The organism is Saccharopolyspora tripterygii (genome assembly GCF_054778355.1).
This window is the reverse complement of sequence record NZ_BAAGZP010000022.1, coordinates 47,239-72,440: the sequence shown is the minus strand read 5'-3', so window position 1 is coordinate 72,440 and position 25,202 is coordinate 47,239. Positions and strand designations below refer to the sequence as shown.

Sequence of the window (25,202 nt, the reverse complement as noted above, 5' to 3'; positions counted from 1 at the left end):
GCATTCACCGCATCGGGTGAGCAGCACCGACGACACGGGCCGTCCATCCGAGGAGGAACGGCCCGTGTCGAGGGGTCCGGCGATGTGCGGGTCAGCCGAGTTCGACGATGAGGTCCCCGCCCTCGACCTGCTGCACCGCACCGATTGCGAGGCGCTTGATCTGGCCGCCCTGCGGAGCGGTGATCGCGGCCTCCATCTTCATGGCCTCGATCGTGGCGACCGTCTGGCCCGACTCGACGGCATCGCCCTCGGAAACCGCGAGGGTGACCACACCGGCGAACGGGGCAGGCACGTGACCGGGGTTCCCGCGGTCGGCCTTCTCCGCGACCGGCAGGTCGGTGGCCACCGAGCGGTCCCGGACCTGGATCGGCCGCAACTGCCCGTTGAGCACCGCCATCACCGTGCGCATGCCGCGCTCGTCGGGCTCGCTGATGGCCTCCAGCCCGAGCAGCAACCGCACGCCCGGCTCCAGGTCGACCGAGTACTCCTCGCCCGGCTTGAGACCGTAGAAGAAGTCCTTGCTGCGCAGCAGCGAGGTGTCGCCGTAGGCCTCGCGGTGCTCCTGGAACTCCTTGGTGGGCTTGGCGAACATCAACCGGTTCAGCGTGTTGCGCCGGTCGTTGAGCAGCCCGTCCTGGTCCTCGGCGGACAGCTCCGCGATCGCGCGGGTGCTGGTGCGGCCTTCCAGCGCGCGGGTGCGGAAGGGCTCCGGCCAGCCGCCCGGCGGGTCGCCCAGCTCGCCCTGCAGGAAGCCGATCACCGAGTCGGGGATGTCGAACTTGCGCGGCTCGGCCTCGAAGTCGGCGGGCGAGACGCCCGCACCCACCAGGTGCAGGGCCAGATCACCGACGACCTTCGACGACGGGGTGACCTTGACCAGCCGGCCGAGGATCCGGTCGGCCGCGGCGTACATCGCCTCGATCTCCTCGAACTTGTCGCCGAGACCGAGCGCGACCGCCTGAGTGCGCAGGTTGGAGAGCTGACCGCCGGGGATCTCGTGGGAGTAGACCCGGCCGGTCGGCGAGGCCAGCCCTGCCTCGAAGGGCTGGTAGATCTTGCGCACCGACTCCCAGTAGGGCTCCAGGTCGCACACGGACTGCAGATCCAGCCCGGTGGTGCGCTCGGTGTAGTCGGTCGCCGCGACCAGCGACGACAGCGCGGGCTGCGAGGTGGTCCCGGCCATCGACGCGGTCGCCGCGTCCACGGCGTCCACACCGGACTGCACGGCGGCCACGTAGGTCGCCAGCTGCCCGCCCGGGGTGTCGTGGGTGTGCAGGTGCACCGGCAGGTCGAATTCGGAGCGCAGCGCGGAGACCAGCTTCGCCGCGGCCGGCGGCCGCAGCAGCCCTGCCATGTCCTTGATCGCCAGCACGTGCGCACCGGCGTCGACGATCTGCTCGGCCAGGCGCAGGTAGTAGTCCAGCGTGTAGAGCTTCTCGTCCGGGTTGGACAGATCAGCGGTGTAGCACAGCGCCACCTCGGCGACGGACTTCCCGGTGTTGCGCACGGCTTCGATGGCCGGGCGCATCTGCTCGACGTCGTTGAGCGCGTCGAAGATCCGGAAGATGTCGATGCCGGTGTCGGTGGCCTCCTGCACGAAGTGCTCGGTCACCTCCGTCGGGTACGGCGTGTAGCCGACGGTGTTGCGCCCGCGCAGCAGCATCTGCAGGCAGATGTTGGGGACGGCTTCGCGCAGCTTCGCCAGCCGCTCCCACGGGTCCTCGGCGAGGAACCGCAGCGCGACGTCGTAGGTGGCACCGCCCCAGCACTCCACCGACAGCAGGTCCGGCGTCATCCGCGCCACGTGCGGCGCGACGGCCAGCAGGTCCTTGCTGCGCACCCGGGTGGCCAGCAGCGACTGGTGGGCGTCGCGGAAGGTCGTGTCGGTGACGCCGACCTTGCCGCTCTCGCGCATCCAGCGCGCGAACCCCTCCGGCCCGAGCTCGGTGAGCTTCTGCTTCGAACCGGGCTGCGGAGCGACCGTCAGGTCGACCTCGGGGAGCTTGAAGGTCGGGTCCGCCGCGCTCGGCCGCTCGCCGTTGGGCTTGTTGACGGTGACGTCGGCGAGGTAGTTGAGCAGCCGGGTACCGCGGTCGGCGGAGTGCCGGGCGGTGAGCAGCTGCGGGCGCTCGTCGATGAACGAGGTGGTGACGCGCCCTTCGCCGAAGTCGTCGTCGTCCAGAACCGCCTGCAGGAAGGGGATGTTCGTGGACACGCCGCGGATGCGGAACTCGGCCAGCGCGCGGCGGGCGCGACCGACCGCCGTCGGGAAGTCGCGGCCTCGACAGGACAGCTTGACCAGCATCGAGTCGAAGTGCGCGCTGATGCTGGTTCCCGCGAAGGCGGTTCCGCCGTCGAGGCGGATGCCCGCGCCGCCCGGGGACCGGTAGGCGCTGATCATGCCGGTGTCGGGCCGGAACCCGTTGGCCGGGTCCTCGGTGGTGATGCGGCACTGCAGGGCGGCGCCGCGCAGCCGGATCGCGTCCTGGGTCATGCCCAGCTGCTCCAGCGTCTCGCCGCCGGCGATGCGCATCTGCGACTGGACGAGGTCGGCGTCGGTGACCTCCTCGGTCACGGTGTGCTCGACCTGGATGCGCGGGTTCATCTCGATGAACACGTGGTTGCCGCGCTCGTCGACGAGGAACTCGACGGTTCCGGCGTTGACGTAGCCGATCTTGCGGGCGAAGGCCACCGCGTCGGCGCAGATCCGCTCCCGCAGCTGCGGGTCGAGGTTCGGGGCCGGGGCGATCTCGATGACCTTCTGGTGCCGGCGCTGCACGGAGCAGTCGCGCTCGAAGAGGTGCACGACGTTGCCCGCGCCGTCGGCGAGGATCTGCACCTCGATGTGCCGCGGGTTGACCACGGCCTGCTCCAGGAACACCGTCGCGTCGCCGAAGGCGGACTCCGCCTCGCGCATCGCCGCTTCCAGCGCCTCGCGCAAACCGGACGGGTCGTCGACGCGCCGCATGCCGCGGCCACCGCCCCCGGCGACGGCCTTCACGAAGACCGGGAAGGTCATCTGCTCGGAGGTGGCCAGGAGCTGGTCGATGTCGGTGGAGGGCGACGAGGAGTCCAGCACCGGAACGCCCGCGTCGCGCGCGGCTGCCACGGCGGTGGCCTTGTTGCCGGTCATCTCCAGGATCTGCTGGCTGGGCCCCACGAACGTGATGCCCGCTTCGTGGCACGCCCTGGCCAGATCGGGGTTCTCGGACAGGAAGCCGTAGCCGGGGTAGATCGCGTCGGCGCCCGCCTGCTGCGCGGCGTTGATGATCTCGTCCACGGACAAGTAGGCCCGGACCGGGTGGCCGGGTTCGCCGATCTCGTACGACTCATCGGCTTTCAGGCGGTGCAGCGAGTTGCGATCTTCGTGCGGGAAGACCGCGACGGTTCCCGCTCCCAGCTCGTAGGCGGCGCGGAAAGCGCGAATCGCAATCTCGCCGCGATTGGCGACGAGCACCTTGCGGAACATGCCGGCTCCCTCGGATAACAGGTGTCGGTCGGTGTGGGAGACACTACCGCGAAAATTCCCCGTTACGGGAGAACCCGTCAGGTGATGAAGGCCTCCACACCCCTGATGACCAGCGTAAATGCAGTGCGCACACAAGCTGCATCGGAAAGAAAATCATGCATTCTTTCCATTCGCAGAACTTTCGCTCACCTATTCGAAGCTGTGTGGTCATCTCGCGGACACCTCGGGGCACCCGGCGGGCGGTTTTGGTCCGAACCGCCCATGATCGATGTCGCATTTGCCCGGTCAGTTCGGACCAAAACTGCCCGCACTCCGGGATTTCGCGCCTCACCGGAGGGCGATCACGACTTCTCCAGGTACTCCGCGCGGTCGTCGTCGACGACCTCGGCCACCATCCGCGCCAGCCCCGAGTGCTCCCGCAGCTCCGGATCCGCCCCGACGAAGCGGTCCGCCTCCTCGCGAGCCTGAGCGATGACGTCCTCGTCGCGCAACAACGACAGCATCTTCAGCCCGGACTTGCGACCCGACTGCGCGGCGCCCAGGATGTCGCCCTCCCGGCGCAGCTCCAGGTCCAGCCGCGCGAGCTCGAAACCGTCGGTCGTCGAGGCGACCGCGTCCAGCCGCTCGCGCGTGGTGGTGCCGCCCATGGCCTCGGTGACCAGCAGGCACAATCCCGCCGCGCTGCCCCGGCCGACCCGGCCGCGCAGCTGGTGCAGCTGCGACACCCCGAACCGGTCCGCGTCCATGATCACCATGACGGTCGCGTTGGGGACGTTGACGCCGACCTCGATGACCGTGGTGGCCACCAGCACGTCCAGCTCACCGGCCGCGAAAGTCCGCATCACCGCGTCCTTGTCGTCCGGCGCCAACCGGCCGTGCAGGATCCCCAGCCGCAGCCCGGAAAGCGGGCCCGCGGCCAGCTGCTCGGCCACGTCGATCACCGCGACCGGAGGACGCCGCTGCTCGCCACCGTCGTCATCGGGCGGCGGCTCCTCACCGTCACCGTCATCCACAGTGGACTTCTTGGTCTTCTTGCCCTTGCCCGAGCTCTCCTCGTCGTCGCCGATCCGCGGGCACACCACGTAGACCTGGTGCCCGGCGGCGACCTCCTCGTGGATGCGCGCCCACGCCCGGTCCAGCCACGCCGGCTTCTCCGAAACCGGCACCACGCTGGTGCTGATCGGCGAACGCCCCTGCGGGAGTTCGCGCAGCGCCGAGGTTTCCAGGTCGCCGTAGACCGTCATCGCCACCGTGCGCGGGATCGGCGTCGCCGTCATCACCAGCACGTGCGGTGCGGTCTCCTCGCCGCCGCGTGCGCGCAGGGCGTCGCGCTGCTCGACGCCGAAGCGGTGCTGCTCGTCGACGACGACCAGCCCGAGATCGGCGAAGGACACCTTGTCCTGGATCAACGCGTGCGTACCGACCACGATCCCGGCCTCGCCGGAAGCCGCCTCCAGCATCGCCTTGCGCCGCTGCGCGGTGTTGAGCGAACCGGTCAGCAGGGTCACCCGGGTCGCGTTCTCGGCTCCCCCGAGCTCCCCGGCCATGGCCAGGTCGCCGAGCAGCTCGCGCAGCGAACGCGCGTGCTGCGCGGCCAGCACCTCGGTGGGCGCGAGCATCGCAGCCTGCCGCCCGGCGTCGACGGCCTGCAACATCGCGCGCAGCGCCACGATCGTCTTGCCGCTGCCGACCTCGCCCTGGACCAGGCGGTTCATCGGGTGCTCGGTGCCGAGGTCGACGGCGATCTGCTCGCCGATCTCCCGCTGGCCCTTGGTCAGCTCGAAGGGCATCCGCTCGTCGAAGGACGCCCGCACGCCGTCGTCGCGGCGCTCGCACACCGGCGCCGGGTGCGACTGAGTGGCGCTGCGCCGCTGCGCCAGCCTGAGCTGAACCGCCAGCGCCTCGTCCCACTTGAGCCGCTCCTGCGCCGCGGCGACCTCGCCGAAGTTCTGCGGCACGTGGATCTTGCGCAGCGCGTCCTCCAGCACCGTCAGGCCCAGCCGCTCGCGGAGTTCCGGCGGCAGCGGGTCGTCGGTCCCGTCCCACACGTCGAGCACCTGCTTCACGCAGCGCGCGAGCGACCACGACGGCAACCCCTGCGCCGACGGGTAGACCGGCAGCAGCGCGCTCGCGAACTCCTCGGCCGCGGTCCCGACGTCGGTGGCCTCCGCGTCGAACAGCTGGTACTCGGGGTGCGAGAGCTGCAGCTGCTCGCGGAAGGCGGTGACCTTGCCCGCGAACATGCCGCGCTTGCCGGGGATCAGCTCCCGCTCGCGCCAGGCCTGGTTGAAGAACGTGCAGGACAGCGACCGGTGCCCGTCGGTGATGCGGGCCTCGACGATGGTCCCGCGGCGGGACTTCATGGTGCGCTTGGTGACCCGCTCGACCTTGGCCAGCACGGTGGCGTGCTCGCCGAGCTCCAGCCCGGCGATCGCCGTCAGCTCACCGCGCTCCGCGTAGCGGCGGGGGTAGTGCCGCAGCAGATCGCCGACGGTGACCAGGCCGAGCGCAGACTCGAGCGCCTTGCCGGTCTTGGCGCCCAACAACCGGTCGAGCTTCGCGTCCAATGTGGTCACTGCACGTCCTCCGCCTGCGTCCTCGGATGGCACCGCAGGTTACTCGGCGGCACCGACTGCTTCCCGGCCGCCGAACCGCCAGCCGGCCCACGCCATCGGCAGCGCGCCGAGCAGCAACCAGCCCTCACCGGCGAGCCCGGTGGCGTCGCGGAAGTCCGGCGCGTCCAGGTTGGCCAACGTCGTGAGCACCACGGTTCCCAGCATCACCCAGCCGAACACCGCCATCACAGCACCGGCCAGCTCCTCCCCGCGCTTGCGGAGCACCCCGCGCAGCACGAGCGCGCTCCACACCGCGGCGACCACCAGCCACCACAGCAGCTTGCCGACCAGGAAATCGCGCAGCGAGCTGGAGCTCTCCGGCGTCCCGGTCGCGGTCCACTCGACCGCGATGGGTTCGGGCAGCCGCGCAGCCGCCATCAGCGGCACGGCCAGCATCAGCACCGCCACGCACAGCGTCCAGCCACCGATCAACCCCACGTACCGGCTCCGGATCCGCACTGCGCTCTCCCGCGTCGCTCGACGACTCGGTCCGAGATTAGCGGCACCGGACGTCGGGGCCGCTCACCACCCGGGACGACGCGCGGGTGGTGAGCGGAAGGTTCCCATCCTCACATCGCCGAGCGCTCCGAGAGCAGGCCGTTGATCAGCTCCGCGCCGCGTTCCGGCCGGTCCACGCTGATGACGAAGTCGCGGCCCGAGGTCAGGCGCAGCACCAGGCATTCGCCGCCGCGCAGCATGATCGCGGTGGTGGCGGGAAGGACCCGGTACCCCCAGCCGCCGACCTCCAGGGCGCGGTGGCGCGCGACTCCGGCACTGCTGATCTGCTGCAGGCCGATCCGGCGGACCGGGAAGCGCTGCGGCCCGAAGGCGGCGCTCACACCGCGCTCGTCGACGCGGACCCGCACGGTCGACAGCGCTGACACGACGATTCCCACCAGCAGCGCGGGCGGCGCGACCTGCCAGAGCTCCAGGGCCAGGGTTCCCAGGCCGACGACCAGCCCGAGGACTCCGATGACGACGAGAACCGGGCTGGACACCGAGGAGATCCAGACCGCGCGCTGCCCGGGTTCGAGAGCGAGCTCACCCGCCGCGTCGTGCTCGGTGCCCGGCTCGTCCGGCCCTCGGTTGCCGAGGAGCCATCCGAGTCCACCGGCCACGACGGCCGCGACCAGCACCGCCGGCACGTGCCACCCGGGTAACCGGACGTCCTGCCAGGTGGTGTGATCGAGGTTCGCCAGCAGCGTCGAGGCCGTGATCCCCGCGAAGAAGAAGGCCATCGCCGCCAGCCCGGCCGCGGAGCCGGCCCGGTGAGCGCGCCGCTTGCCCAGCGTTCCCACGGCTACCGCCAGCAGCGCCATGATCAGCCACGCCGGCAGCATGAACAGCGGGAACGCAGCCAGTGACGAGGAGCCGTCGGCGACGCCGCTGAACCCCCAGTGGGTGGCGATCGGGTCCGGGAGGCGGTCGCTCCACAGCCTCAGCAGTCCGACGAGGGCCAGCGTCACGACCGCGGTCCAGACGAGCGAGACGGCCAGGAAGATCTTCCGGTGGTTCACGATTCCTCCTCGATCCACCGAGTCAGGTCCTCGGCGGTGAATCCCTGGCGGCGCGAGTCGGCCACCAGGTCGCGCAGTCGTGAGCGCAGCCCCTGTTCCGGATCCGGGCGGTGCAGCACGGTCACCCCTCGCCCGCGGCGGAACTCCAGCAGTCCTTCCGCCCGCAGTTCGCGCAGCGCCCGCAGCACGGTGTTGGGGTTGATGCGCATCGCGTCGGCGAGGTCGCGGGCGGGAGGCAGCCGGTCGCCCGGTTCCACCTCGCCGTCGGCGATGGCGCGCCGTATGGCGTCGGCGGCCTGCTCGTGCAGGGGCCGACCGTCTTCGAGGTCCAACGAGAGCAACATGGTGCTAATGACACTAGCATCATGTTGTTCATCTTGGAAGCGGCAGGACGAAACCGGGGAACCTCCTCCGGATGACAGGAAGCTTCCCCTGCTCGCGAAACGCCGATTACTCGATGCCGACCAGCAGCAACGAGTCGAGGGCACCGGCCGGGTAGCTCGCCATCTCCACCTCGGGGTGCACCCGACGCAGGTGAGCCGACAGCTCCCCGAGCAGGTCGGGCGGGGTGTTGTCACCGATGAGCGCGGTGAACAGCTCACCGCCGGTGGTCAGCATCCGCGTCAGCAGCTCCTGGGCCGTGGTCGTCAGGTCCTCGCCGATGAGCACGACCTCGCCGTCGATCAGGCCGAGGATGTCACCGGGACGGCAGCGCCCGACCCACGTCAGCGCCTCCACGTCGGCCACGTAGAGCTCACCCCGGCGGGTCGCGGCAGCGGCCTCCGCCATCGCAACCTGGTCGGTCGCCCGGCGCCGGTGCGGATCGTGCACCGCGAGCGCGGCCAGCCCCTGCACGGACGAGGCGGTCGGCACCACCACGACCTCCGGCCCCTCGGACATGTCGGTCACGGCCCGCTCCACGACCAACGCCGTGTCCAGGTCGTTGGGGAGCACCACGACGTGGCCGGCACCGGTGCCCGCGACCGCCTCCCGCAGCTCCGCGGGCACCGGCAACGAGTCGGTGACCAGCACGTCGGCTCCCTCAGCGGTGAAGATCTCGCCGAGCACCTGACCGGGCACGCACGCCAGCACCGCCACCTCGCGGGCGTAGGCGGCCTGCTGGTCGGCGAAGCGGGTCACCTTGATGCGGTGCGCTCGGCCGGACTCGATGCCCGCCTCGATCGCGCCCCCGATGTCGTCGCAGTGCACGTGCACGGCCCAGGAGTCGAGTCCGTCGCCGACGACCGACACGCAGTCGCCCAGCCCCGCGAGCCGGTCGCGCAACGCCTCGGCCCGCCCGGCGTCGGTGTCCGCCAGCAGGTACATGACCTCGTAGGAGAAGCTCGACTCGTGCTCCAGCTGGTCCGCCTCGCCGGGCACCGGGGAGTTCGGGGCCAGCCACTCGCCGTCGCGGACCACCGCGTGCAGCGCGTCGAGGAGGACCACCAGCCCGCGACCGCCCGCGTCGACGACCCCGGCCTCCGACAGCACGGGCAGCTGAGCGGGCGTCGCGGCCAGCGCGTCGATCGCCGCCCGCGTCGAGGTGCGCACCACCTCGCCCAGCTCGTCGGACCCTTCGGCACCGCGCACCGCCGCCCGCAGCACCGACAGCAGCGTTCCCTCCTGAGGTTCGGCGACGGCGTGGCGGGCCAGTTCCTCGGCTCGCCGCAGCGCCTCCCGCCAGGCCACCCCGTCGGCGGTCATCGCGTCCCGGAGCGGCTCGGCGATACCCCTGATGGCCTGCGACAACAGCATCCCGGAGTTCCCGCAGGCGCCGCCGAGAGCACCCTTGGACAACGCGCCGAGAACGCCGCCGAGCGTGTCCGGAGCGGCCTCGTCGAGAGTGCGCACCGCCGCCCGCACGGTCTGCAGCAGGTTCGTCCCGGTGTCACCGTCGGCGACCGGGTAGACGTTGATCCGGTCGATCGCGTCGCGCTCGGCCGTCAGCGCCGACAGGACCAGGTCCGCCCAGCGCCGGGCAGCCGCCGCGTTCAGCGTCCGCAACACCCGGGAACCTCCCACGCGAGTTAGGATCGGTCGGAGCCGAGACTATCCGCCGCCGGAGACCTCGCGGTGCTGCGCCGCACATCGGCCCCCACCTCGGAAGCTCCCGGTAGCGGTGGGCTAGACTGATCCGGTCCCAGGGTGGCGATGACCCCGGGCAACCGGGTTCTCCGGGCTCAGGCCGCCGCACGGCGGTGAGCAGGAAGCGCTCCCGCATGTGCCTCTCCGCTTCGGCGTGGCAGGACTGCGGAGCCCTCATCGCTGTAACCGTCAAGCAAAGTAAGGGGTGTCTGACGTGGCTGCCGTCTGCGACGTCTGTGGCAAGGGACCAGGCTTCGGCAACTCGGTCTCGCACTCCCACCGGAAGACCAAGCGCCGGTGGAACCCGAACATTCAGACCGTGCACGCCAAGATCGGTCTGTCCCAGCGCAAGCGCATGAACGTGTGCACCTCCTGCATGAAGGCAGGCAAGGTCGCCCGCGGCTGAGGGTTTTCGAGGCTAGGAACCCCGAGGTGATTCACCTCGGGGTTTTCTGCATTCCAGGGGGCCAGCCGCCACCCCGCCACGAGCTCGTCAGGCAACCGGCGAAGCCGGTTCCTCAATGCCCCACCCCAGCACCCGGCACAGCCGCGGGTTCTCAGACGCCTCCTGGGGAGGACAGCCGCAGCGCCGCGTATCCCCTAATACTCAAGTCGCGGATCCCGGAGCCAGGAGGCGTCTGAGGTTCCGCCACCCGCACCCCGAAGCAGCGGAACCAGAGAGCAGTGGGCAGGACCCAAAACGATCAGGGGAGCTTCCAGTCGATCGGTTGCCACCCTTTGCTCTGCAAGATCTCGTTCGTCCTGCTGAAGGGACGAGATCCGAAGAACCCGCGGTCGGCCGACATCGGGCTCGGGTGGGGCGACTCGACGCACTCCACCCCGGGCATCAGCGGCCGCAGGTCGCGGGCGTCGCGTCCCCAGAGGATCGCGACGAGCGGTTCTTCGCGGGCGGCAAGGGCTTTGATCGCTTGCGCGGTGACCTGCTCCCAGCCCTTGCCCCGGTGCGAGCCGGGCTTGCCTGGGCTGACGGTGAGAGCGCGGTTGAGCAGCAGCACGCCTCGCTCGGTCCAGGGCGTGAGGTCACCGCTGGTGGGCTTGGGATGGCCGAGGTCTTCGCCGTACTCGCGGAAGATGTTGACCAGGCTGCGCGGTGGTGCGACACCTTCGGCCACGGAGAAGCTGAGGCCGACGGGGTGGCCGGGCGTCGGGTACGGGTCCTGCCCGACGATGAGCACGCGGACGTCGTGGAACGGCTGCTGGAACGCGCGCAGCACGTTCTCCGGAGCCGGGAGGTACGTTCGACCCTCGGCGACCTCTGAGCGCAGGAACTCGCCCATCGCCGTGATCTGATCCGCGACCGGAGCGAGCGCCTCCGCCCAGCCGGCTTCGACGGTTTCGTGCAGTGGACGTGCTGCCATGCCGGGAGGCTATCGATCGACACCGCGAGTCCCGCACGCAACCCCAGAACCACCCGGCAGTGGCACACGTCACATACCAAAGACGTAACGGTGATCGCGAGTTGGGTCACATGCGTAATCGGGACTACTCCGTTGGCGCCATTTCCGCCCGTCACCCCTGAAATTCACCTGTCAAATCGGTGACGCTCCGGGGCAGCGTTCCGGGACCGACGCCGTGCGATTCCGGATAAAGCAAATAACGTGGGAATGCTCGATGTCGCGCTTTTGGTGGCCTCCCCCTGGCCACTCGGCTAAGTTCTGGCGAAGTTCCAAATCGACCACGGCGTGGAGACAACACCCGGAGGTGGGCCGCAATCTCATGACTTCTCAGGAAACAGCCGAATCACCGGAGCAGAAGTCGTTGCTGCGCCGCGCGGTCGGCGCAGCGGCGATCGGTAACTGCACAGAGTGGTACGACTTCGGTGTCTACGCCTACGTGGCCGCGTACGTCGGCCACCAGTTCTTCCCCGGCCCGTTGGAGACCGTTTCCGCGTTCGGCGTCTTCGCCATCTCCTTCCTCTTCCGACCGCTGGGCAGCCTGTTCTTCGGCCCCCTCGGTGACCGGATCGGCAGGCAGAAGGTCCTCGCGGTGACGATTCTGCTGATGTCGGGCTCGACGTTCGTCATCGGCCTGCTGCCGACCTACGGCGCCATCGGCATATTCGCGCCGATGCTGTTGCTGCTGTGCCGTTTGTTGCAGGGCTTCTCCACGGGGGGCGAATACGGAGGCGCGGCGACCTACATCGCCGAGTACGCCCCCGACCGCAAGCGCGGCTTCTGGGGCAGCTGGTTGGAATTCGGCACGCTGGTCGGATTCGGCCTCGGCGCGCTGGTGCCGACCATCCTGATCCTGACGCTGGACAGCACCGCCATGGAGACCTGGGGCTGGCGCATCCCGTTCCTGATCGCCGGTCCGCTCGGCGGCGTCGGTCTGTACCTGCGGTCCAAGCTGGAGGACACCCCGGCGTTCAAGCAGCTGGAGAACACCCACCAGGTCGCCAAGTCCCCGCTGCGGGACCTGGTCCGCGAGTGGTGGCGCCAGCTGCTGATCCTCATGGGCATCGTCATCCTGATCAACGTCGCCAACTACACGATCCTGACCTACATGGAGACCTACCTCTCGGACACGCTCCACGTGCCCGACGGGCAGGAGCACCAGGTCCTGATCCCGCTGTTGCTGACGGTCCTGTTCATGATGATCATCATCACGCCGATCGGCGCGCTCTCGGACCGCATCGGCCGCAAGCCGCTGTTCCTGTCCGCGGCGATCTGCTTCCTGGTGCTGCCGGTGCCTGCGTTCTGGCTGATCGGCCAGGGCACGGTGCTCACGACGATCGCCGGTCTGGGTCTGCTGGCGATCGGCCACGTGCAGCTGATCGGGCCACTGGCGTCGACGCTGCCGGCGATGTTCCCGACGAAGGTCCGCTACGCGGCCTTCTCCGTCGGCTACAACCTGTCCACCGCTGCCTTCGGCGGCACGGCGCCGCTGATCAACGACGCGGTCGTGAGCAGCACGGGCAACAGCTACTTCCCCGCCTTCTACCTGATGGCCGCGGCACTGGTCGCCCTGGTGCCGATCATGCTCATGAAGGAGACTGCGAGGAAACCGCTGATGCAGGAAGCTCCATCGGCGGCCCCGGCTAGCTGACCTGCCGGAACCCACCACACAAGCAGGAACGCCCCCTGGCAGCTGCCAGGGGGCGTTCGGTGTTTCGACCGGTTACCGCCAGTGCTCCCAGCCGGTGGGGCCTTCGTAGTCCGCACCGTCGATGGTCACCCCGGATCCCTCCGCGACCACGCCGATCTCGCGGAAGTCCGGGGGCACCGGACGGTTGGCGGGGAAGGTCGCGATCAGGGCCTGGTCCTCGCCGCCGGTGAGGACCCAGTGCCGGGCGTCGGCGCCGAGAGCGGAGGCGACCTCGATGAGCCGCTGCGGGATCTCGACCTGATCCGAGCGCAGGTCGATGGCGACGCGCGAGGCCGCGGCGATGTGGCCGAGGTCGGCCAGCAGCCCGTCGGAGGTGTCCACCATGGACGTGGCACCCGCGACGGCGGCCTGCGGTCCTGCCCCGTAGGGCGGCTCGGGCACGCGGTGGGCGCCCACGACCGCGACCGGCGAGCGGAATCCGCGCCCGAGAACGGCTAACCCCGCCGCCGACCAGCCGAGCCTTCCCGCCACGGCGACGACGTCGCCCGGGCGCGCGCCGGAGCGGGTGACCGGAGCCCTGCCCTGCAGGTCGCCGAGGACCGTGATCGAGACCGTCAGGGCCGGCGCGGACACCATGTCGCCACCCACGATCCCGACGCCGACCCGCTGAGCCTCCTCCCACATGCCGTCGGCGAGCTGGTCGACGACGGACGCGGGCGTGTCGGGCGGGCAGCCGAGGCCGACCAGCAGACCGGTCGGCACCGCGCCCATCGCGTTGATGTCGGAGAGGTTGACCGCGACGGCCTTGCGGCCCACCTGGTGCGGCGTCGACCAGTCGAAGCGGAAGTGGACCTGCTCGACCAGCACGTCCGTGCTGGCCACCACGCGACCGTCGGGAGCGGCGAGCACCGCTGCGTCGTCACCAGGGCCGAGCAACGTGCCCGGCGACTGCTCGCGGCCAGCTGTCACTCGATCGATGAGATTGAACTCACCCACCTGGGAAATGGTCTGTGGTTCCTGGGACGAGTCAGGACCCAACTGGGACCTTCCTTCCTTGAGCATCAGCTCGGTCAGATGGGGTAGCTTTCTGCCAGTTTCCTACCCCGAGCACGTGGGCCAGACGAAGGGGCACGCCGTGGTACAGGCATACATCCTCATCCAGACCGAGGTCGGCAAAGCGGCCGCCGTCGCCGGCGAGATCGCGGGCTCCACAGGCGTCATCAGCGCCGAGGACGTCACCGGTCCCTACGACGTCATCGTGCGCGCGGAAGCCGAGAACGTCGACCTCCTCGGCAAGATGGTCGTCGCCAAGATCCAGAACGTGGAGGGCATCACCCGCACGCTGACCTGTCCGGTGGTTCACCTCTGAGGTGCCCCTGTTCCACCCGGCTCCCCACGTGGTGCTGTAGTGGGGAACGTGGTTGAGCAGGAGAGTTCCGGCGTCCCCAAGCCGGTGTTGATCATCGCGATCGCGCTCGGCGTGCTGCTGGCCGTGGGAGTGGCGGGCGTCGGCGTCTACGGCTGGTACGGCGAGCACCGGATGCGGGAGGACGCCGAGGCCGCCGCGGCTGCCCGGCGCACGGGTCCGCTGGCGGCGGCTCCGATCCCCGCGCCGGGGGCGCAGTCAGCCGAGTGCGCCTCGGTGATGTCGGCGCTCCCCGCCCAGCTGTCGGTCGGTGGAGCGCTGGTGCCGCGCAGGGCGCTGGCCGAGCCGGCGCCCGCCGCGACCGTGGCGTGGGGCGATGCGGAGCACGACCCGATCACCGTGCGCTGCGGCATCGACGCGCCCGCTGAGCTGACCCCGACGTCGCAGCTGATGGACGTCTCGGGGGTCAGCTGGCTGGAGATCAACCAGGGCGGCGACTCGTCGTGGCTGGCCGTCGACCGGCCGGTGCGCGTGGCGCTGAGCGCCCCCGCCGACACGGGGACGGGCCCGCTGCAAGATCTTTCGAAGCTGATCGGCGCGAAGCTCCCGAAACAACCCGTCTTCCCGTGACCCACCACCCGGCCACCACACTCTGGTCCGAACCGGGACCCTTCGCGTCCGAAATGTGTGGTCAGTGGGGTGGGGAAGTTTTCATGAAAACTTCCCCACCCCACTGACCAACCTCCCGGGTGTCCTCGGCTTGGACCAAGAACCGGGAACTGAGGGACCTCCGGGTCAGCGGAGGCCGGTGCCCCGGGCGATGGCCGTGTCGACGAGCGTGGTCAGCAGCGTCGGGTAGTCGAGGCCGCTGTGCGCCCACATCCGCGGGTACAGCGAGATCGGGGTGAAGCCCGGCATCGTGTTGACCTCGTTGATGATCAGCCGGCCCTGGTCGGACAGGAAGAAGTCGACCCGCGCGAGGCCCTGGCACTCCAGCGCGGCGAAGGCGCGCACCGCCATGTCCCGCAGCTGGGTCGTGTGCTCGTCGCTGATCTTGGCGGGCAGGTCGAACTCGGTCACGTCGTCGAGGTACTTCGACTCGTAGTCGTACCAGTCGGTCTCGCCCGTGACGCGCAACTCCGCGGGCTGGGACGCCTCGACGCGACCGTCGGGGAACTCCAGCACGCCGCACTCGATCTCGCGGCCAACCACGCCGGTCTCGATGATGACCTTCGGGTCGGTGATGCGGGCTTCGGCGATCGCGGCGTCCAGGTCGGCCCAGTCGGTGACCTTCGTGATCCCCAGCGATGATCCGGCGCGCGCGGGCTTGACGAACACCGGGAGGTCGAGCCGCTCGCACTGGGCGTCGCTCAGCGTTTCCTGACCGCGCCGCAAGACCTCGTAGGTGCCGACCTCGATGCCCTCGGCCGCGAGCAGCTTCTTGGTGTACTCCTTGTCCATCGACACCGCGCTGGAGAGCACGCCCGGTCCCACGTAGGGCACGTCTGCCATCTCGAGCAGGCCCTGGATGGTGCCGTCCTCGCCGAAGGCGCCGTGCAGCACCGGGAACACGACGTCGACGCCGGAGAGGACCTCGCCACCCCGCTCCGGGTCCAGCAGCACCAGCTCCTGGCGCGTCGGGTCGCCCGGCAGGGCGAGCGCGGTGCCGGCGGCGACCTCGGGTTCCTTGCGGTCCCGGATCTCCAGCTGCTTCGGATCATCGGTGCCGAGCATCCAGGCGCCTTCCTGGGTGATGCCCACCGGCACGATCTCGAAACGGTCCTGGTCCAGGTGAGCGAGCACGCTACCGCCGGACACGCAGGAGATGCCGTGCTCGGTGCTGCGCCCGCCGAAGACGACGGCCACCCGGGTCTTGCGCGAAGTCATGCGCCGGACCATACCCCGGCCCCGCTCACCTCGTTTTACGAAGGCCTTCCGCCGGCGACACGATGCGGTATCGGATGTCACCCCTGGGTTTTTCCGCACAACCTCGCCACCACGGGCAGCGCGGATTCGAGCTCGTCGCGGGTGCAGGCGGCGTAGCCGAGGGCGAGTCCGTGCCACCGCTGCGGACCGTCGTGGTGACGCCGCAACCCGTCCAGGACGATTCCCTCCTCCGCGGCGTCGTCGAGGACGCGCTGCTCCGTTGCGCCATCGGGCAGCGGCAGCACGACGTGGGCGCCCGCGCGATCGCCGAAGACCTCCAGCCCCTCGTCCCGCAGGCGTTCGACGACGATCGCGCGGCGCTGCGAGAGCTCCCTGCGGAGCCTGCGCAGGTGCCTGCCGAGATCTCCGTGGCGGGCGATCTCCACCAGAACGCGTTGCCCGGCGGGCGCAGGGCTCGCACCGACGCTGTGCCGGTGCCGCTGCACCGCGGTGGTGATCTTCTCGGCGGCCAGCATCCAGCCCACGCCGAGCGTCGGGGTCAGGATCTTGCTGGTGGTGCCGAGGTGCACCACGACGTCGGGGGCCATCGAGGCCAGCACCGGCAGCGGGGCGACGTCGTAGCGGAGTTCGCCGTCGTAGTCGTCCTCGACGATGAGCCATCCCTCGTCGCGGGCGCGTTCGATGAGAGCGATCCGCCGCTCGGCCGGAAGCCTCCCGCCGATCGGGAACTGGTGCGCGGGTGAGCAGTAGACGGCCGCGACCCCGCTCGGCACCTCGTCGACGATGAGACCGGAGTGGTCGACGGGTGCGGGAACGACCTGGATCCCGGCCGCTTTCAGCGCACCCACCGCGCGCTGGTAGCCGGGCTCCTCGACGGCGACCTTCGCTCCGCGCGGCAGCACGGCGGCGGCGATCTCGCCGAGCGCGGTGCTGGTTCCGCCGGTGGCCAGCACGTTCTCGGCCGTCCAGCCGCCGATGACCAGACCGCGGTGCCGCAGCAGGTGTTCCACGACCGCTTCCCGGTAGCTGAGCAGTCCGGCCCTCTCGTGGCGCAGGTCGGGCCCGGAATCGGCGGCCGCGCGCCACGCCCGGCGCCAGGTGGCGCGGTCGATGCCGTCGGCCCACGGGACTCCGGGGACGAGGACGATCATCGGGCGCTGGTTGCGCCGGGGTTCCAGGACGGGCGGCAGCACCGCGTCGCTGCGCGCGCCCGGCGGGCTGGTGGTGACGTAGGTGCCCGATCCGCGGCGACCGACGATCCAGCCCTCGGCGTGCAGCTGCTCGTAGGCGGCGGCGGTCACCGTGCGGCTGATGGCGAGGTGCCGGGCGAGCGCCCGCGTGGAGGGCAACCGGTCGCCACCGCGCAGCTGACCGATCGTGGCCGCGTGCCGCAGCGCGTCGGCGAGTTGCACCGCGAGCGGAAGATCGGCGTCCCGATGCAGGTCGATGGCCAGTTCCAGCAGCGGGGAGCTGGCCGCGGGCACGTCATGTGGCATTTCAGAATTCTCCCTGATTGGCACTTCTATGATGCCACTTCTTCGGGTGATCCTGATGACGTGACTACGCAGCTCTCCCCCACCGACCGCTCCACCGTCCGCCGCAGCGCCAAGCGGGCGCGCAGCGACCGCGCCGACCTCCACGCGACCCTCGACGCGGGGCTGATCTGCCACCTGGCACTGGTCGTCGACGGCGCGCCGCTCGTGCTGCCGACCTGCTACGGCCGCCGCGGCGACACGCTCTACCTGCACGGATCGACCGGGGCGCGCAGCCTGCGGGAAGCCGATGAGGTGTGCGTGTCAGTGACGCGAGTGGACGGGATCGTGTACTCGCGATCGATGATGCACCACTCGATCAACTACCGGTCCGCGGTGATCCACGGGCGCGTCCGGCAGGTGGAGGACCCGGACGAGCGCTGGGAAGGGCTGCGGCTGGTCACCGAGCAGCTCGCACCGGGCTCGTGGGACTACGCGCGGCAGCCCAACAAGAAGGAGCTCGCCGCGACCGCCGTCCTCGCGCTCGACCTCACCGAGGCAGCGGTGAAGATCCGCGCAGGGGACCCCGGTGACGACGAGGAGGACATCGAGGCCAACGAGGTCTGGGCCGGCGTCCTACCGCTGCACCAGACCTGGGGAACGCCAGTGCCCTCCACCGACCTGATCGCGGAACTGCCCGTGCCGGAACACGTTCTGCGGCGCACCTGAGGGTCAGCCGCGGATGGTGCGGTTCGCGCGCTGCGGGCGGTAGACGTGGATCGTCACGGCCGGGTCCACGCCCAGGTTGCTGACCTGGTGGGCGTAGTGCGGACCGAAGACCCGGGACTGACCGGCGGTCAGCGAGTGCAGGACCTCGGAATCCCCCTGCCTGGCGACCCTCTCCGTCAGATCCCCCTGCACGACGGTGAACGCGCCGGTGGCACCGCCGTGGTCGTGCAGATCGGTGTGCTGGCCGGGCAGCCAGCTCAGCAGCCACGCCTCGTAGGCGTCGGTGCGGGCGAGCAGCCCGGCCCAGCGCTCATCGGCGTCGTAGCGCAGCAAGTGCGCCCAGGAGGCGCGGTCGGCGGCGAACTCGCGGGCGATGCGCGCGGGGTGCGCGATGCTCAGATCGGCAGGCGCGGCGAGGGTGTTGGGCGGAACGGCGAACACGGTGAAGTCCTTCGGAGATCGTGAACGGACCCCGGGGCGCAGACGCGCAAGGACGCCGCGATCAACCCGGGAAGTGGCTGAGACCGATCAACACGAAGAACACGAACAGAGCGCGCTGGCGACGCGGTGCAGGTCGATGTGACCCCGTCGGCCGGTGAACGCGCGCTTCAACACGACACGAACTGAACCAGTCCCCCACGACGCCGTCAACCACCGCGCGGCGTCACGCCCACGACTCGGGACCCAGCTCACACTCGTTGGGGTGAGATGGGCGGGATCCGCTGGAGCGCCGGGCTCAGGCGAGGGCTCGGAGGACGTCGTCGACCAGGTCCTCGGGGGTTTCGCAGCCCGCCGAGAAGCGGACGAAGCCTTCGGGGACCGGATCGCCCCACTGGGCCCGGCGGTCGGCGGTGCTGTGCAACCCGCCGAAGCTGGTGGCCGCTACGACCAAGCGGCTCCGGGCGATGAAGGCCGCCACGGCGTCGGCGTCGGTGAGCTCGAAGCAGAACACCCCGCCGAACCGGCGCATCTGCCTGCCGGCCACCTCGTGCGAGGGGTCCCCGGCGCGCCCGGGCCAGCGCAGACCGCTCACCGCGGGGTGGCCGGCCAAGACCTCGACCAGGGCGGCGGCGTTCTCCGCCTGCCGCGACAACCGCAGGTCGAGGGTTCCCATGCTGCGGTGCGCCAGCCACGTCTCGAAAGGACCCGGGATCGCGCCGGACAGCGACCTCGCGCGTATCAGGCGGTTCGCCAGCTCCTCGTCGCGGACCGACACGTGCCCGAGCAGGATGTCGCTGTGCCCGGAGAGGGCCTTGGTGTCGCTGGCGAGGACGATGTCCGCGCCCAGCTCCAGCGGGCGCTGCCCCAGCGGCGTCGCGGTGGTGTTGTCGACCGCCACCAGCGCTCCGGCCGCGTGCGCGCGCTCCGCCAGCGCGGCGATGTCGCACACGTCGCCGCCCGGGTTGGAGGGGGTTTCCAGCAGGACCAGCCGGGCGCCGTCGAAGACGTCGTCGGTCCACGGGCCGGGAGTGGGGATCTCGCGAACGTCGAGGGCGAGTTCGGTCAGCTCGTCGCTGACGAACTGACGCGTCGCGTAGTAGCCGTCCGAGGGCAGCACCAGCTTGTCCCCGGCACGCAGCACCGCGCGCAGCACCGCGCTGGTCGCCGCCATCCCCGAGGGCAGCAGCACGCAGTGCCCGCCGTCGAGCTCGCCGATCGCCGATTCCAGCGCGCGCCAGGTCGGATTTCCCGCGCGGCCGTAGAAATCACCGCTGGGACCGGACTCGCCCAGGTGGTAGGGCGCCGCGAACACCGGTCCGGGCAGCAACGGGGTGCCCGCCTCGGGTTCGGGGTGCCCGCCGTGCACCACGCGCGTTCCGTCGCCGAAATCCCCAAGATCCACTGTGCTCGCTCCCGCGCTCATCGACGCGAGCGGCGAGCGGATCACTCCGCTTTGCGCTCGCGCCCCAACAACTCCGCCGCGGCCGGCCCCGGCTGCAGTCCCTCGTGGCACACCCGGTGCACCACGTCGGTGATGGGCATCTCCACGCCGTGACGCTCGGCCAGCTGGCGGATCGACGAGCATGATTTCACGCCCTCCGACACCTGGCCGTGGGCGGCGTCCTGCGCTTCTGCCAGCGTCTCGCCCCTGCCCAGCCGCTCGCCGAAGGTCCGGTTCCGCGACAGCGGCGACGCGCAGGTCGCCACCAGGTCGCCCAGGCCCGCCAGCCCGGCGAAGGTCATCGGATCGGCCCCCAGCGCCACGCCGAGCCGCGTCGTCTCCGCGAGACCCCGCGTGATCAGCGAGGACATCGTGTTGTGCCCGAACCCCAGGCCCGCGGCGATGCCGCACGCCAGCGCGATGACGTTCTTGCAGGCGCCGGAGATCTCGATTCCCACCAGATCGGTGTTGGTGTAGGGCCGGAAGTACGGCGTGAAGCACGCCTTCTGCAGCGCCACCGCGCGATCCGCGTCCGCGCAGGCGACCACGGTCGCGGTGGGCTGCCCGGCCGCGATCTCCTTGGCCAGGTTCGGTCCGGACACGACCGCGACCCGGTCCATCGGCACGTCCGCGACCTCACCGACGACCTGGCTCATCCGCTTGAGGGTGCTCAGCTCGACGCCCTTGGCCAGGCTCACCAGCGTCACGTCCGGGGGCAGCAGCGGCTGCCACCCGGCCAGGTTCTCCCGCAGCGTCTGGCTTGGCACCGCCAGCACCACGAACTCCGCGGCGTGCACCGCTTCCGCCGCGTCGTCGGTGGCGCGCAACCGCTCGGGCAGCGCGATGCCGGGCAGGTAGGAGTCGTTGCAGCGGGTTTCGTTGATCTCGGCCGCAACCTGAGTGCGCCGTGCCCACAAGCAGACGTCGTTGCCCGCGTCGGCGAGCACCTTCGCGAACGTCGTCCCCCAGGAACCGGCGCCCAGCACCGCGATCCGCTCAGGCTGCGCCATTGGTCCCCTTGTTCTTCCGGCCGGGAGCGTAGAACTCGGTGGGCGGCTGCTCCTCGCGGATCTCGCCGAGCAGTTCGCGCACCCGGGTCATCGCCAGGTTCGCGACCTCGCGGATCGTCTCCACGTCGGGTTCGGCACCCCGGTAGGCCGACAGGTCCAGCGGCTCGCCGATGACGTAGTTGACGGTCTTGCGCGGGAAGGGCCGGAACTTCTTGTTGTAGTGGTCGTAGATCTCGCGGGTGCCGTAGCGGGCCGCGGGGATGACGGGGATGTCGTTGGCCAGCGCCAGCCGGGCCACGCCGGCCTTCGGCGTCATCGGCCATCCGTCCGGGTCCTTGGTGATGGTGCCGTCCGGGTAGATCACCAGGACCTTGCCGCGCTCCAGACCCGAGTGCGCCTCGCGCAGGCTCTTCTGCGCGTCCGCCGTGCCCCGGTAGACCGGGATCTGCTCGACGCCGACCAGGACGTTGCGGACCAGCGGGAGGTCCCACAGGCTGTTCTTGGCCATGAACCGCGGGACCCGGGCGGTGCGGTGGACGGTGACCGCGTCGAAGATCGGGTCGAGGTGGGAGACGTGGTTGAGCACGAGCAGCGCGCTGCCTTCGGCGGGGATGTTGTGCGCCCCGCGCACGCGAACGTGCGCCAGCAGGTGCGTCAGCGGGTAGAACACCCAGCGGGCCAGTCCCAGCCAGACGACGCCCATTCCGCGTGCCTTCTCGGTGGTTTTCCTCCGCTGCCGCCGGAGGCTTCTCGGTTCGGCCACGACTACTCCTCAAGGTCTCGAGCGCCAGTCAAAGTACCCGGCCCCGGGCACAGCCTCATCAACCAGGCGGCAGTTGGGAAGCCCTCCACCGCATCGGCGGATGTTGACGCAAGATGGTTCCCGTGACCACTGAGAACACGCCCGAGAACGCCGGGGTGCAGCTGCTGGTACCGCTCAAACCGCTGGCGCTGGCCAAGTCCCGGCTGCTGGCCGGCCGCGGCGTGACCGGGCACGTCGAGCTGGTCACCGCGATGGCGCTGGACACGGTGGCCGCCGCCCGCGCGGCCCGCGGGGTCGCGGGCGTGCTGGTGGTCTCCTCCGATCCCGAGCTGACCGAGGCCTTCGCCGAGCTCGGCGTCGAGGTCCTGCCCGACGATCCGGCCGACGGGCTCAACGCGGCGTTGCGGCACGGCGACGAGGTGCTGCGCTCCCGGGGCGCGGCGCGCGTGGGAGCCCTGCAGGCGGACCTGCCCGCGCTGCGCTCGGGCGAACTCGGGTGGGCGCTGCGCTCGGCCGGAACCGACCGCTCGTACTGCCCGGACTTGCGCGGCGACGGCACCACGCTGCTGCTGGCCGACCCGCACCAGCCGCTGGAGCCGCGATTCGGCCCGGGCTCCGCCCTCGCGCACTCCGAGTCGGGCGCGAAAGCGCTGCTCGGCCCGTGGGAGTCCGTGCGACGCGACGTCGACACCGAAGAGGACCTGACAGCAGCGGAGGCGGCCGGCCTCGGCCCGCGCACCGCTGCCCGCCTCAACCCGGGCGAGTGAGCGGAAGGTTCCCACCCGCACGTCCGGCTCCGATGGCGCCGAAGGGTCCCTTCCTCGCGACCCGCCGGGCAGCCTCCACCCGGGAGCGCGAGTGGCAGGAAGGTTCCCCTGCGCACGTCGCGGACGGTGCCCGTGTGCTCGGACGAACATCAGATGAACGGCCTCAGCGGTCGATCTGGAACCGTTTTCTGAGCGACAATGGCAGCGTGAGCACCAACAGCGACCGGTCGCCGAAGCGGCCCGCCAAGCGCACCTCGTCCAAGGGCAAGGCCACGAGCCGCACACCGCGTCCCGCGCCTCGCACCGCGGCAAGCGCGAAGCCGGACGAGTCCGCTCAGGTCAACGGCGGTGCGCGGGTCCCCTCCGCGCCGCCGGCGGTGACGCGGGCGGCCGCGACGACGGACCTGCCCGAGGACCGGTACCTCAACCGGGAGCTGTCCTGGCTCGACTTCAACGCGCGCGTGCTGGCCTTCGCCGAGGACAAGTCGCAGCCGGTGCTGGAGCGCGCGAAGTTCATGGCGATCTTCGCGTCCAACCTCGACGAGTTCTACATGGTCCGCGTCGCCGGGTTGAAGCGCCGCGAGGAGACCGGGTTGTCGGTGCGCAGCGCCGACGGGCTCACCCCGCACGAGCAGCTGGTGCGCATAGCCGCGCGCAACCAGGACCTGACGGAGAAGCTCGGCCGGGTCTTCGTGGACGAGCTGCTGCCGGAGCTGGACGCCAGCGGCATCCGCATCATGGAGTGGGACGACCTCGGCTCGGCCGACCAGGGCAAGCTCACCCGCTACTTCGAGGACCACATCTTCCCGGTCCTCACACCGCTCGCCGTCGACCCGGCGCACCCCTTCCCCTACATCTCCGGGCTTTCGCTGAACCTCGCCGTCACGGTCACCGACCCGGACGCCGGGTTGCGGCGCTTCGCCCGCGTGAAGGTCCCGGACAACGTGCCCCGGCTGATCCGGGTGGAGGCCGACCGGGAGAACGAGCTGGCCACCTTCCTGCCGCTCGAAGAGCTCATCGCCGCGCACCTGGACAAGCTGTTCCCGGGGATGCGGGTCTCCGAGCACCACATCTTCCGCGTCACCCGCAACGCCGACCTGGAGGTCGAGGAGGACCGCGACGAAGACCTCCTGCAGGCCATGGAGCGGGAACTCGCGCGCCGCCGCTTCGGACCCCCGGTGCGGCTGGAAGTCACCGACACCATGAGCGAGAACATGCTCGAACTCCTGCTGCGCGAGCTGGAGGTCGACCAGCACGACGTGGTGGAGGTCAAGGGGCTCCTGGACCTGTCGTGCCTGTTCCAGCTCGACAAGCTGCAGCGGCCGGACCTCAAGCCCTCGCCGTTCGTGCCCGCCACCCACCCGGCCTTCGCCGAGGGGCAGACGCCCAAGAGCATCTTCTCCACGCTGCGCGAGGGCGACGTTCTGGTGCACCACCCCTACGACTCGTTCTCCACGTCGGTGCAGCGCTTCATCGAGCAGGCAGCGGAAGACCCGCACGTGCTGGCCATCAAGCAGACGCTGTACCGCACCTCGGGTGACTCGCCGATCGTCAACGCCCTCATCGACGCCGCCGAGGCGGGCAAGCAGGTCGTGGCGCTGGTGGAGCTCAAGGCCCGTTTCGACGAGCAGGCCAACATCCAGTGGGCGCGCACCCTGGAGCGCGCGGGCGTGCACGTCGTCTACGGCCTCGTCGGCCTGAAGACGCACTGCAAGACGTCCCTCGTGGTGCGCCAGGAGGGTTCGACGATCCGCCGCTACTGCCACCTGGGCACCGGCAACTACAACCCCAAGACGGCCCGGATCTACGAGGACCTGGGCCTGCTGACGGCATCCCCGGAGATCGGCGCCGACCTCACCGACCTGTTCAACGTGCTCACCGGGTACGCCAGGCACGGCGACTACCGGCGCATCCTGGTGTCCCCGCAGGGCATCCGCAACGGGATCGTCGAACGGGTCGAAGCCGAGATCGAGCGCGCCCGGCAGGGTTTGAGCTGCGGTGTCCGGATGAAGGTGAACTCGCTGGTCGACGAGCAGATCATCGACTCCCTCTACCGCGCCTCGCTGGCCGGTGTGCCGGTGCAGGTCGTGGTGCGCGGCATCTGCGCCCTCAAGGCGGGCGCAGACGGGCTCAGCGAGAACATCGAGGTCCGGTCGATCCTCGGGCGTTTCCTGGAGCACTCGCGGGTGTTCCACTTCGTCGGCATCGACGAGCACTGGCTGGGCAGCGCCGACATGATGCACCGCAACCTGGACCGCCGCATCGAAACCCAGGTGCGCGTCACGGACCCGAAGCTGACCGGCCAGATGGACGCGATGATGGACTCCGCGCTGCACCCGTCGACGCGCTGCTGGGTGCTCAACCCCAAGGGAGACTGGGAAGCCTCGCCGCGCAGCGGTGAGCAGGTCCGGGACCACCAGACCGAGATGCTGTCCGGTCACGGCGCGAAGGTCTCCTAGCGAGGCTCGGACGGTGGGAGGACGCCACTCCTCGGGATCGGCAATGCACGGCTCGCGCTCGGCGGCGGTGCAGGCTGCCCGGGTGAGGTGGCGCCTTCGCCGCCCGGAAACACCA

General features: G+C 70.4%; 21 protein-coding genes. 7 read left to right on the top strand and 14 right to left on the bottom strand.

The features are described from left to right. Positions 1–91 precede the first annotated feature (91 nt). The 6 genes from ACYVF3_RS18210 to ACYVF3_RS18185 form a co-directional block, all read right to left on the bottom strand. On the bottom strand, positions 92–3,469 hold the full coding sequence (locus ACYVF3_RS18210) for a pyruvate carboxylase (RefSeq protein WP_461155421.1): 3,378 nt from the start codon (positions 3,467–3,469) through the stop codon (positions 92–94). A gap of 341 nt (positions 3,470–3,810) precedes the next feature. Then, on the bottom strand, positions 3,811–6,045 hold the full coding sequence (recG, locus tag ACYVF3_RS18205; protein ID WP_461155420.1) for an ATP-dependent DNA helicase RecG: 2,235 nt from the start codon (positions 6,043–6,045) through the stop codon (positions 3,811–3,813). A gap of 39 nt (positions 6,046–6,084) precedes the next feature. After that, complete coding sequence (locus tag ACYVF3_RS18200) at positions 6,085–6,543, bottom strand: hypothetical protein (RefSeq protein WP_461155419.1); 459 nt, start codon at positions 6,541–6,543, stop codon at positions 6,085–6,087. A gap of 110 nt (positions 6,544–6,653) precedes the next feature. Beyond that, positions 6,654–7,601 carry a DUF1648 domain-containing protein gene (locus tag ACYVF3_RS18195; RefSeq protein ID WP_461155418.1) on the bottom strand — a complete coding sequence of 316 codons (948 nt, stop codon included), beginning with the start codon at positions 7,599–7,601 and terminating at the stop codon, positions 6,654–6,656. Next, positions 7,598–7,945 (bottom strand): GntR family transcriptional regulator, encoded by a 348-nt coding sequence (locus ACYVF3_RS18190; RefSeq protein WP_461155417.1) that lies wholly within the window; start codon positions 7,943–7,945, stop codon positions 7,598–7,600. The genes ACYVF3_RS18195 and ACYVF3_RS18190 overlap by 4 nt, the downstream gene beginning before the upstream one ends. A 106-nt stretch (positions 7,946–8,051) precedes the next feature. Further along, the gene (locus ACYVF3_RS18185; RefSeq protein WP_461155416.1) at positions 8,052–9,608 is read right to left on the bottom strand and encodes a DAK2 domain-containing protein; all 1,557 of its coding nucleotides are present in this window, start codon (positions 9,606–9,608) and stop codon (positions 8,052–8,054) included. Between the two features lie 292 nt (positions 9,609–9,900). Here ACYVF3_RS18185 and rpmB point away from each other — a divergent pair, with 292 nt between their 5' ends. Next, positions 9,901–10,092 carry a 50S ribosomal protein L28 gene (rpmB, locus tag ACYVF3_RS18180; RefSeq protein ID WP_132625373.1) on the top strand — a complete coding sequence of 64 codons (192 nt, stop codon included), beginning with the start codon at positions 9,901–9,903 and terminating at the stop codon, positions 10,090–10,092. 298 nt (positions 10,093–10,390) lie between these two features. Here the strand turns inward: rpmB and ACYVF3_RS18175 are convergent, their stop codons facing one another. Continuing rightward, positions 10,391–11,065, bottom strand: a complete 675-nt coding sequence (locus tag ACYVF3_RS18175; RefSeq protein WP_461155415.1) for a uracil-DNA glycosylase — start codon at positions 11,063–11,065, stop codon at positions 10,391–10,393. 358 nt (positions 11,066–11,423) lie between these two features. Between ACYVF3_RS18175 and ACYVF3_RS18170 the strand changes: the two genes are divergently transcribed. After that, positions 11,424–12,752 (top strand): MFS transporter, encoded by a 1,329-nt coding sequence (locus ACYVF3_RS18170; protein WP_461155414.1) that lies wholly within the window; start codon positions 11,424–11,426, stop codon positions 12,750–12,752. Between the two features lie 72 nt (positions 12,753–12,824). On the opposite strand, the gene ACYVF3_RS18165 is transcribed toward ACYVF3_RS18170, so the two are convergent. Then, a complete protein-coding gene (locus ACYVF3_RS18165; RefSeq protein WP_461155413.1) occupies positions 12,825–13,814 on the bottom strand; it encodes a thiamine-phosphate kinase in 990 nt (329 codons plus the stop codon). A gap of 73 nt (positions 13,815–13,887) precedes the next feature. Here ACYVF3_RS18165 and ACYVF3_RS18160 point away from each other — a divergent pair, with 73 nt between their 5' ends. Beyond that, positions 13,888–14,121: an Lrp/AsnC ligand binding domain-containing protein gene (locus ACYVF3_RS18160; RefSeq protein WP_145737693.1), complete on the top strand. Its 234-nt coding sequence runs from the start codon at positions 13,888–13,890 to the stop codon at positions 14,119–14,121. Between the two features lie 48 nt (positions 14,122–14,169). Beyond that, complete coding sequence (locus ACYVF3_RS18155; protein WP_461155412.1) at positions 14,170–14,748, top strand: DUF3515 domain-containing protein; 579 nt, start codon at positions 14,170–14,172, stop codon at positions 14,746–14,748. 165 nt (positions 14,749–14,913) lie between these two features. Here ACYVF3_RS18155 and ACYVF3_RS18150 read toward each other — a convergent pair whose 3' ends face one another. Continuing rightward, positions 14,914–16,005, bottom strand: coding sequence for a D-alanine--D-alanine ligase family protein (locus tag ACYVF3_RS18150; protein WP_461155411.1), 1,092 nt, complete (start codon positions 16,003–16,005; stop codon positions 14,914–14,916). Between the two features lie 77 nt (positions 16,006–16,082). Beyond that, positions 16,083–17,501 carry a MocR-like pyridoxine biosynthesis transcription factor PdxR gene (pdxR, locus tag ACYVF3_RS18145; RefSeq protein WP_461155410.1) on the bottom strand — a complete coding sequence of 473 codons (1,419 nt, stop codon included), beginning with the start codon at positions 17,499–17,501 and terminating at the stop codon, positions 16,083–16,085. 60 nt (positions 17,502–17,561) lie between these two features. Here pdxR and ACYVF3_RS18140 point away from each other — a divergent pair, with 60 nt between their 5' ends. Then, a complete protein-coding gene (locus ACYVF3_RS18140; RefSeq protein WP_461155409.1) occupies positions 17,562–18,206 on the top strand; it encodes a pyridoxamine 5'-phosphate oxidase family protein in 645 nt (214 codons plus the stop codon). A gap of 3 nt (positions 18,207–18,209) precedes the next feature. Here the strand turns inward: ACYVF3_RS18140 and ACYVF3_RS18135 are convergent, their stop codons facing one another. The 4 genes from ACYVF3_RS18135 to ACYVF3_RS18120 all read right to left on the bottom strand — a co-directional run bounded on the left by ACYVF3_RS18135 (position 18,210) and on the right by ACYVF3_RS18120 (position 21,861). Further along, positions 18,210–18,647, bottom strand: a complete 438-nt coding sequence (locus tag ACYVF3_RS18135) for a cysteine dioxygenase (protein ID WP_461155408.1) — start codon at positions 18,645–18,647, stop codon at positions 18,210–18,212. 295 nt (positions 18,648–18,942) lie between these two features. Continuing rightward, positions 18,943–20,049, bottom strand: a complete 1,107-nt coding sequence (locus ACYVF3_RS18130) for a cystathionine gamma-lyase (protein ID WP_461155407.1) — start codon at positions 20,047–20,049, stop codon at positions 18,943–18,945. Between the two features lie 41 nt (positions 20,050–20,090). Beyond that, a complete protein-coding gene (locus ACYVF3_RS18125) occupies positions 20,091–21,098 on the bottom strand; it encodes an NAD(P)H-dependent glycerol-3-phosphate dehydrogenase (RefSeq protein WP_461155406.1) in 1,008 nt (335 codons plus the stop codon). Beyond that, a complete protein-coding gene (locus ACYVF3_RS18120; protein WP_461155405.1) occupies positions 21,085–21,861 on the bottom strand; it encodes a lysophospholipid acyltransferase family protein in 777 nt (258 codons plus the stop codon). The genes ACYVF3_RS18125 and ACYVF3_RS18120 overlap by 14 nt, the downstream gene beginning before the upstream one ends. 122 nt (positions 21,862–21,983) lie before the next feature. Between ACYVF3_RS18120 and cofC the strand changes: the two genes are divergently transcribed. Together cofC and ACYVF3_RS18110 are read left to right on the top strand one after the other, a co-directional pair. Continuing rightward, the gene (cofC, locus tag ACYVF3_RS18115; protein ID WP_461155404.1) at positions 21,984–22,628 is read left to right on the top strand and encodes a 2-phospho-L-lactate guanylyltransferase; all 645 of its coding nucleotides are present in this window, start codon (positions 21,984–21,986) and stop codon (positions 22,626–22,628) included. A gap of 206 nt (positions 22,629–22,834) precedes the next feature. Then, complete coding sequence (locus ACYVF3_RS18110) at positions 22,835–25,087, top strand: RNA degradosome polyphosphate kinase (RefSeq protein WP_461155403.1); 2,253 nt, start codon at positions 22,835–22,837, stop codon at positions 25,085–25,087. Positions 25,088–25,202: the final 115 nt, after the last annotated feature.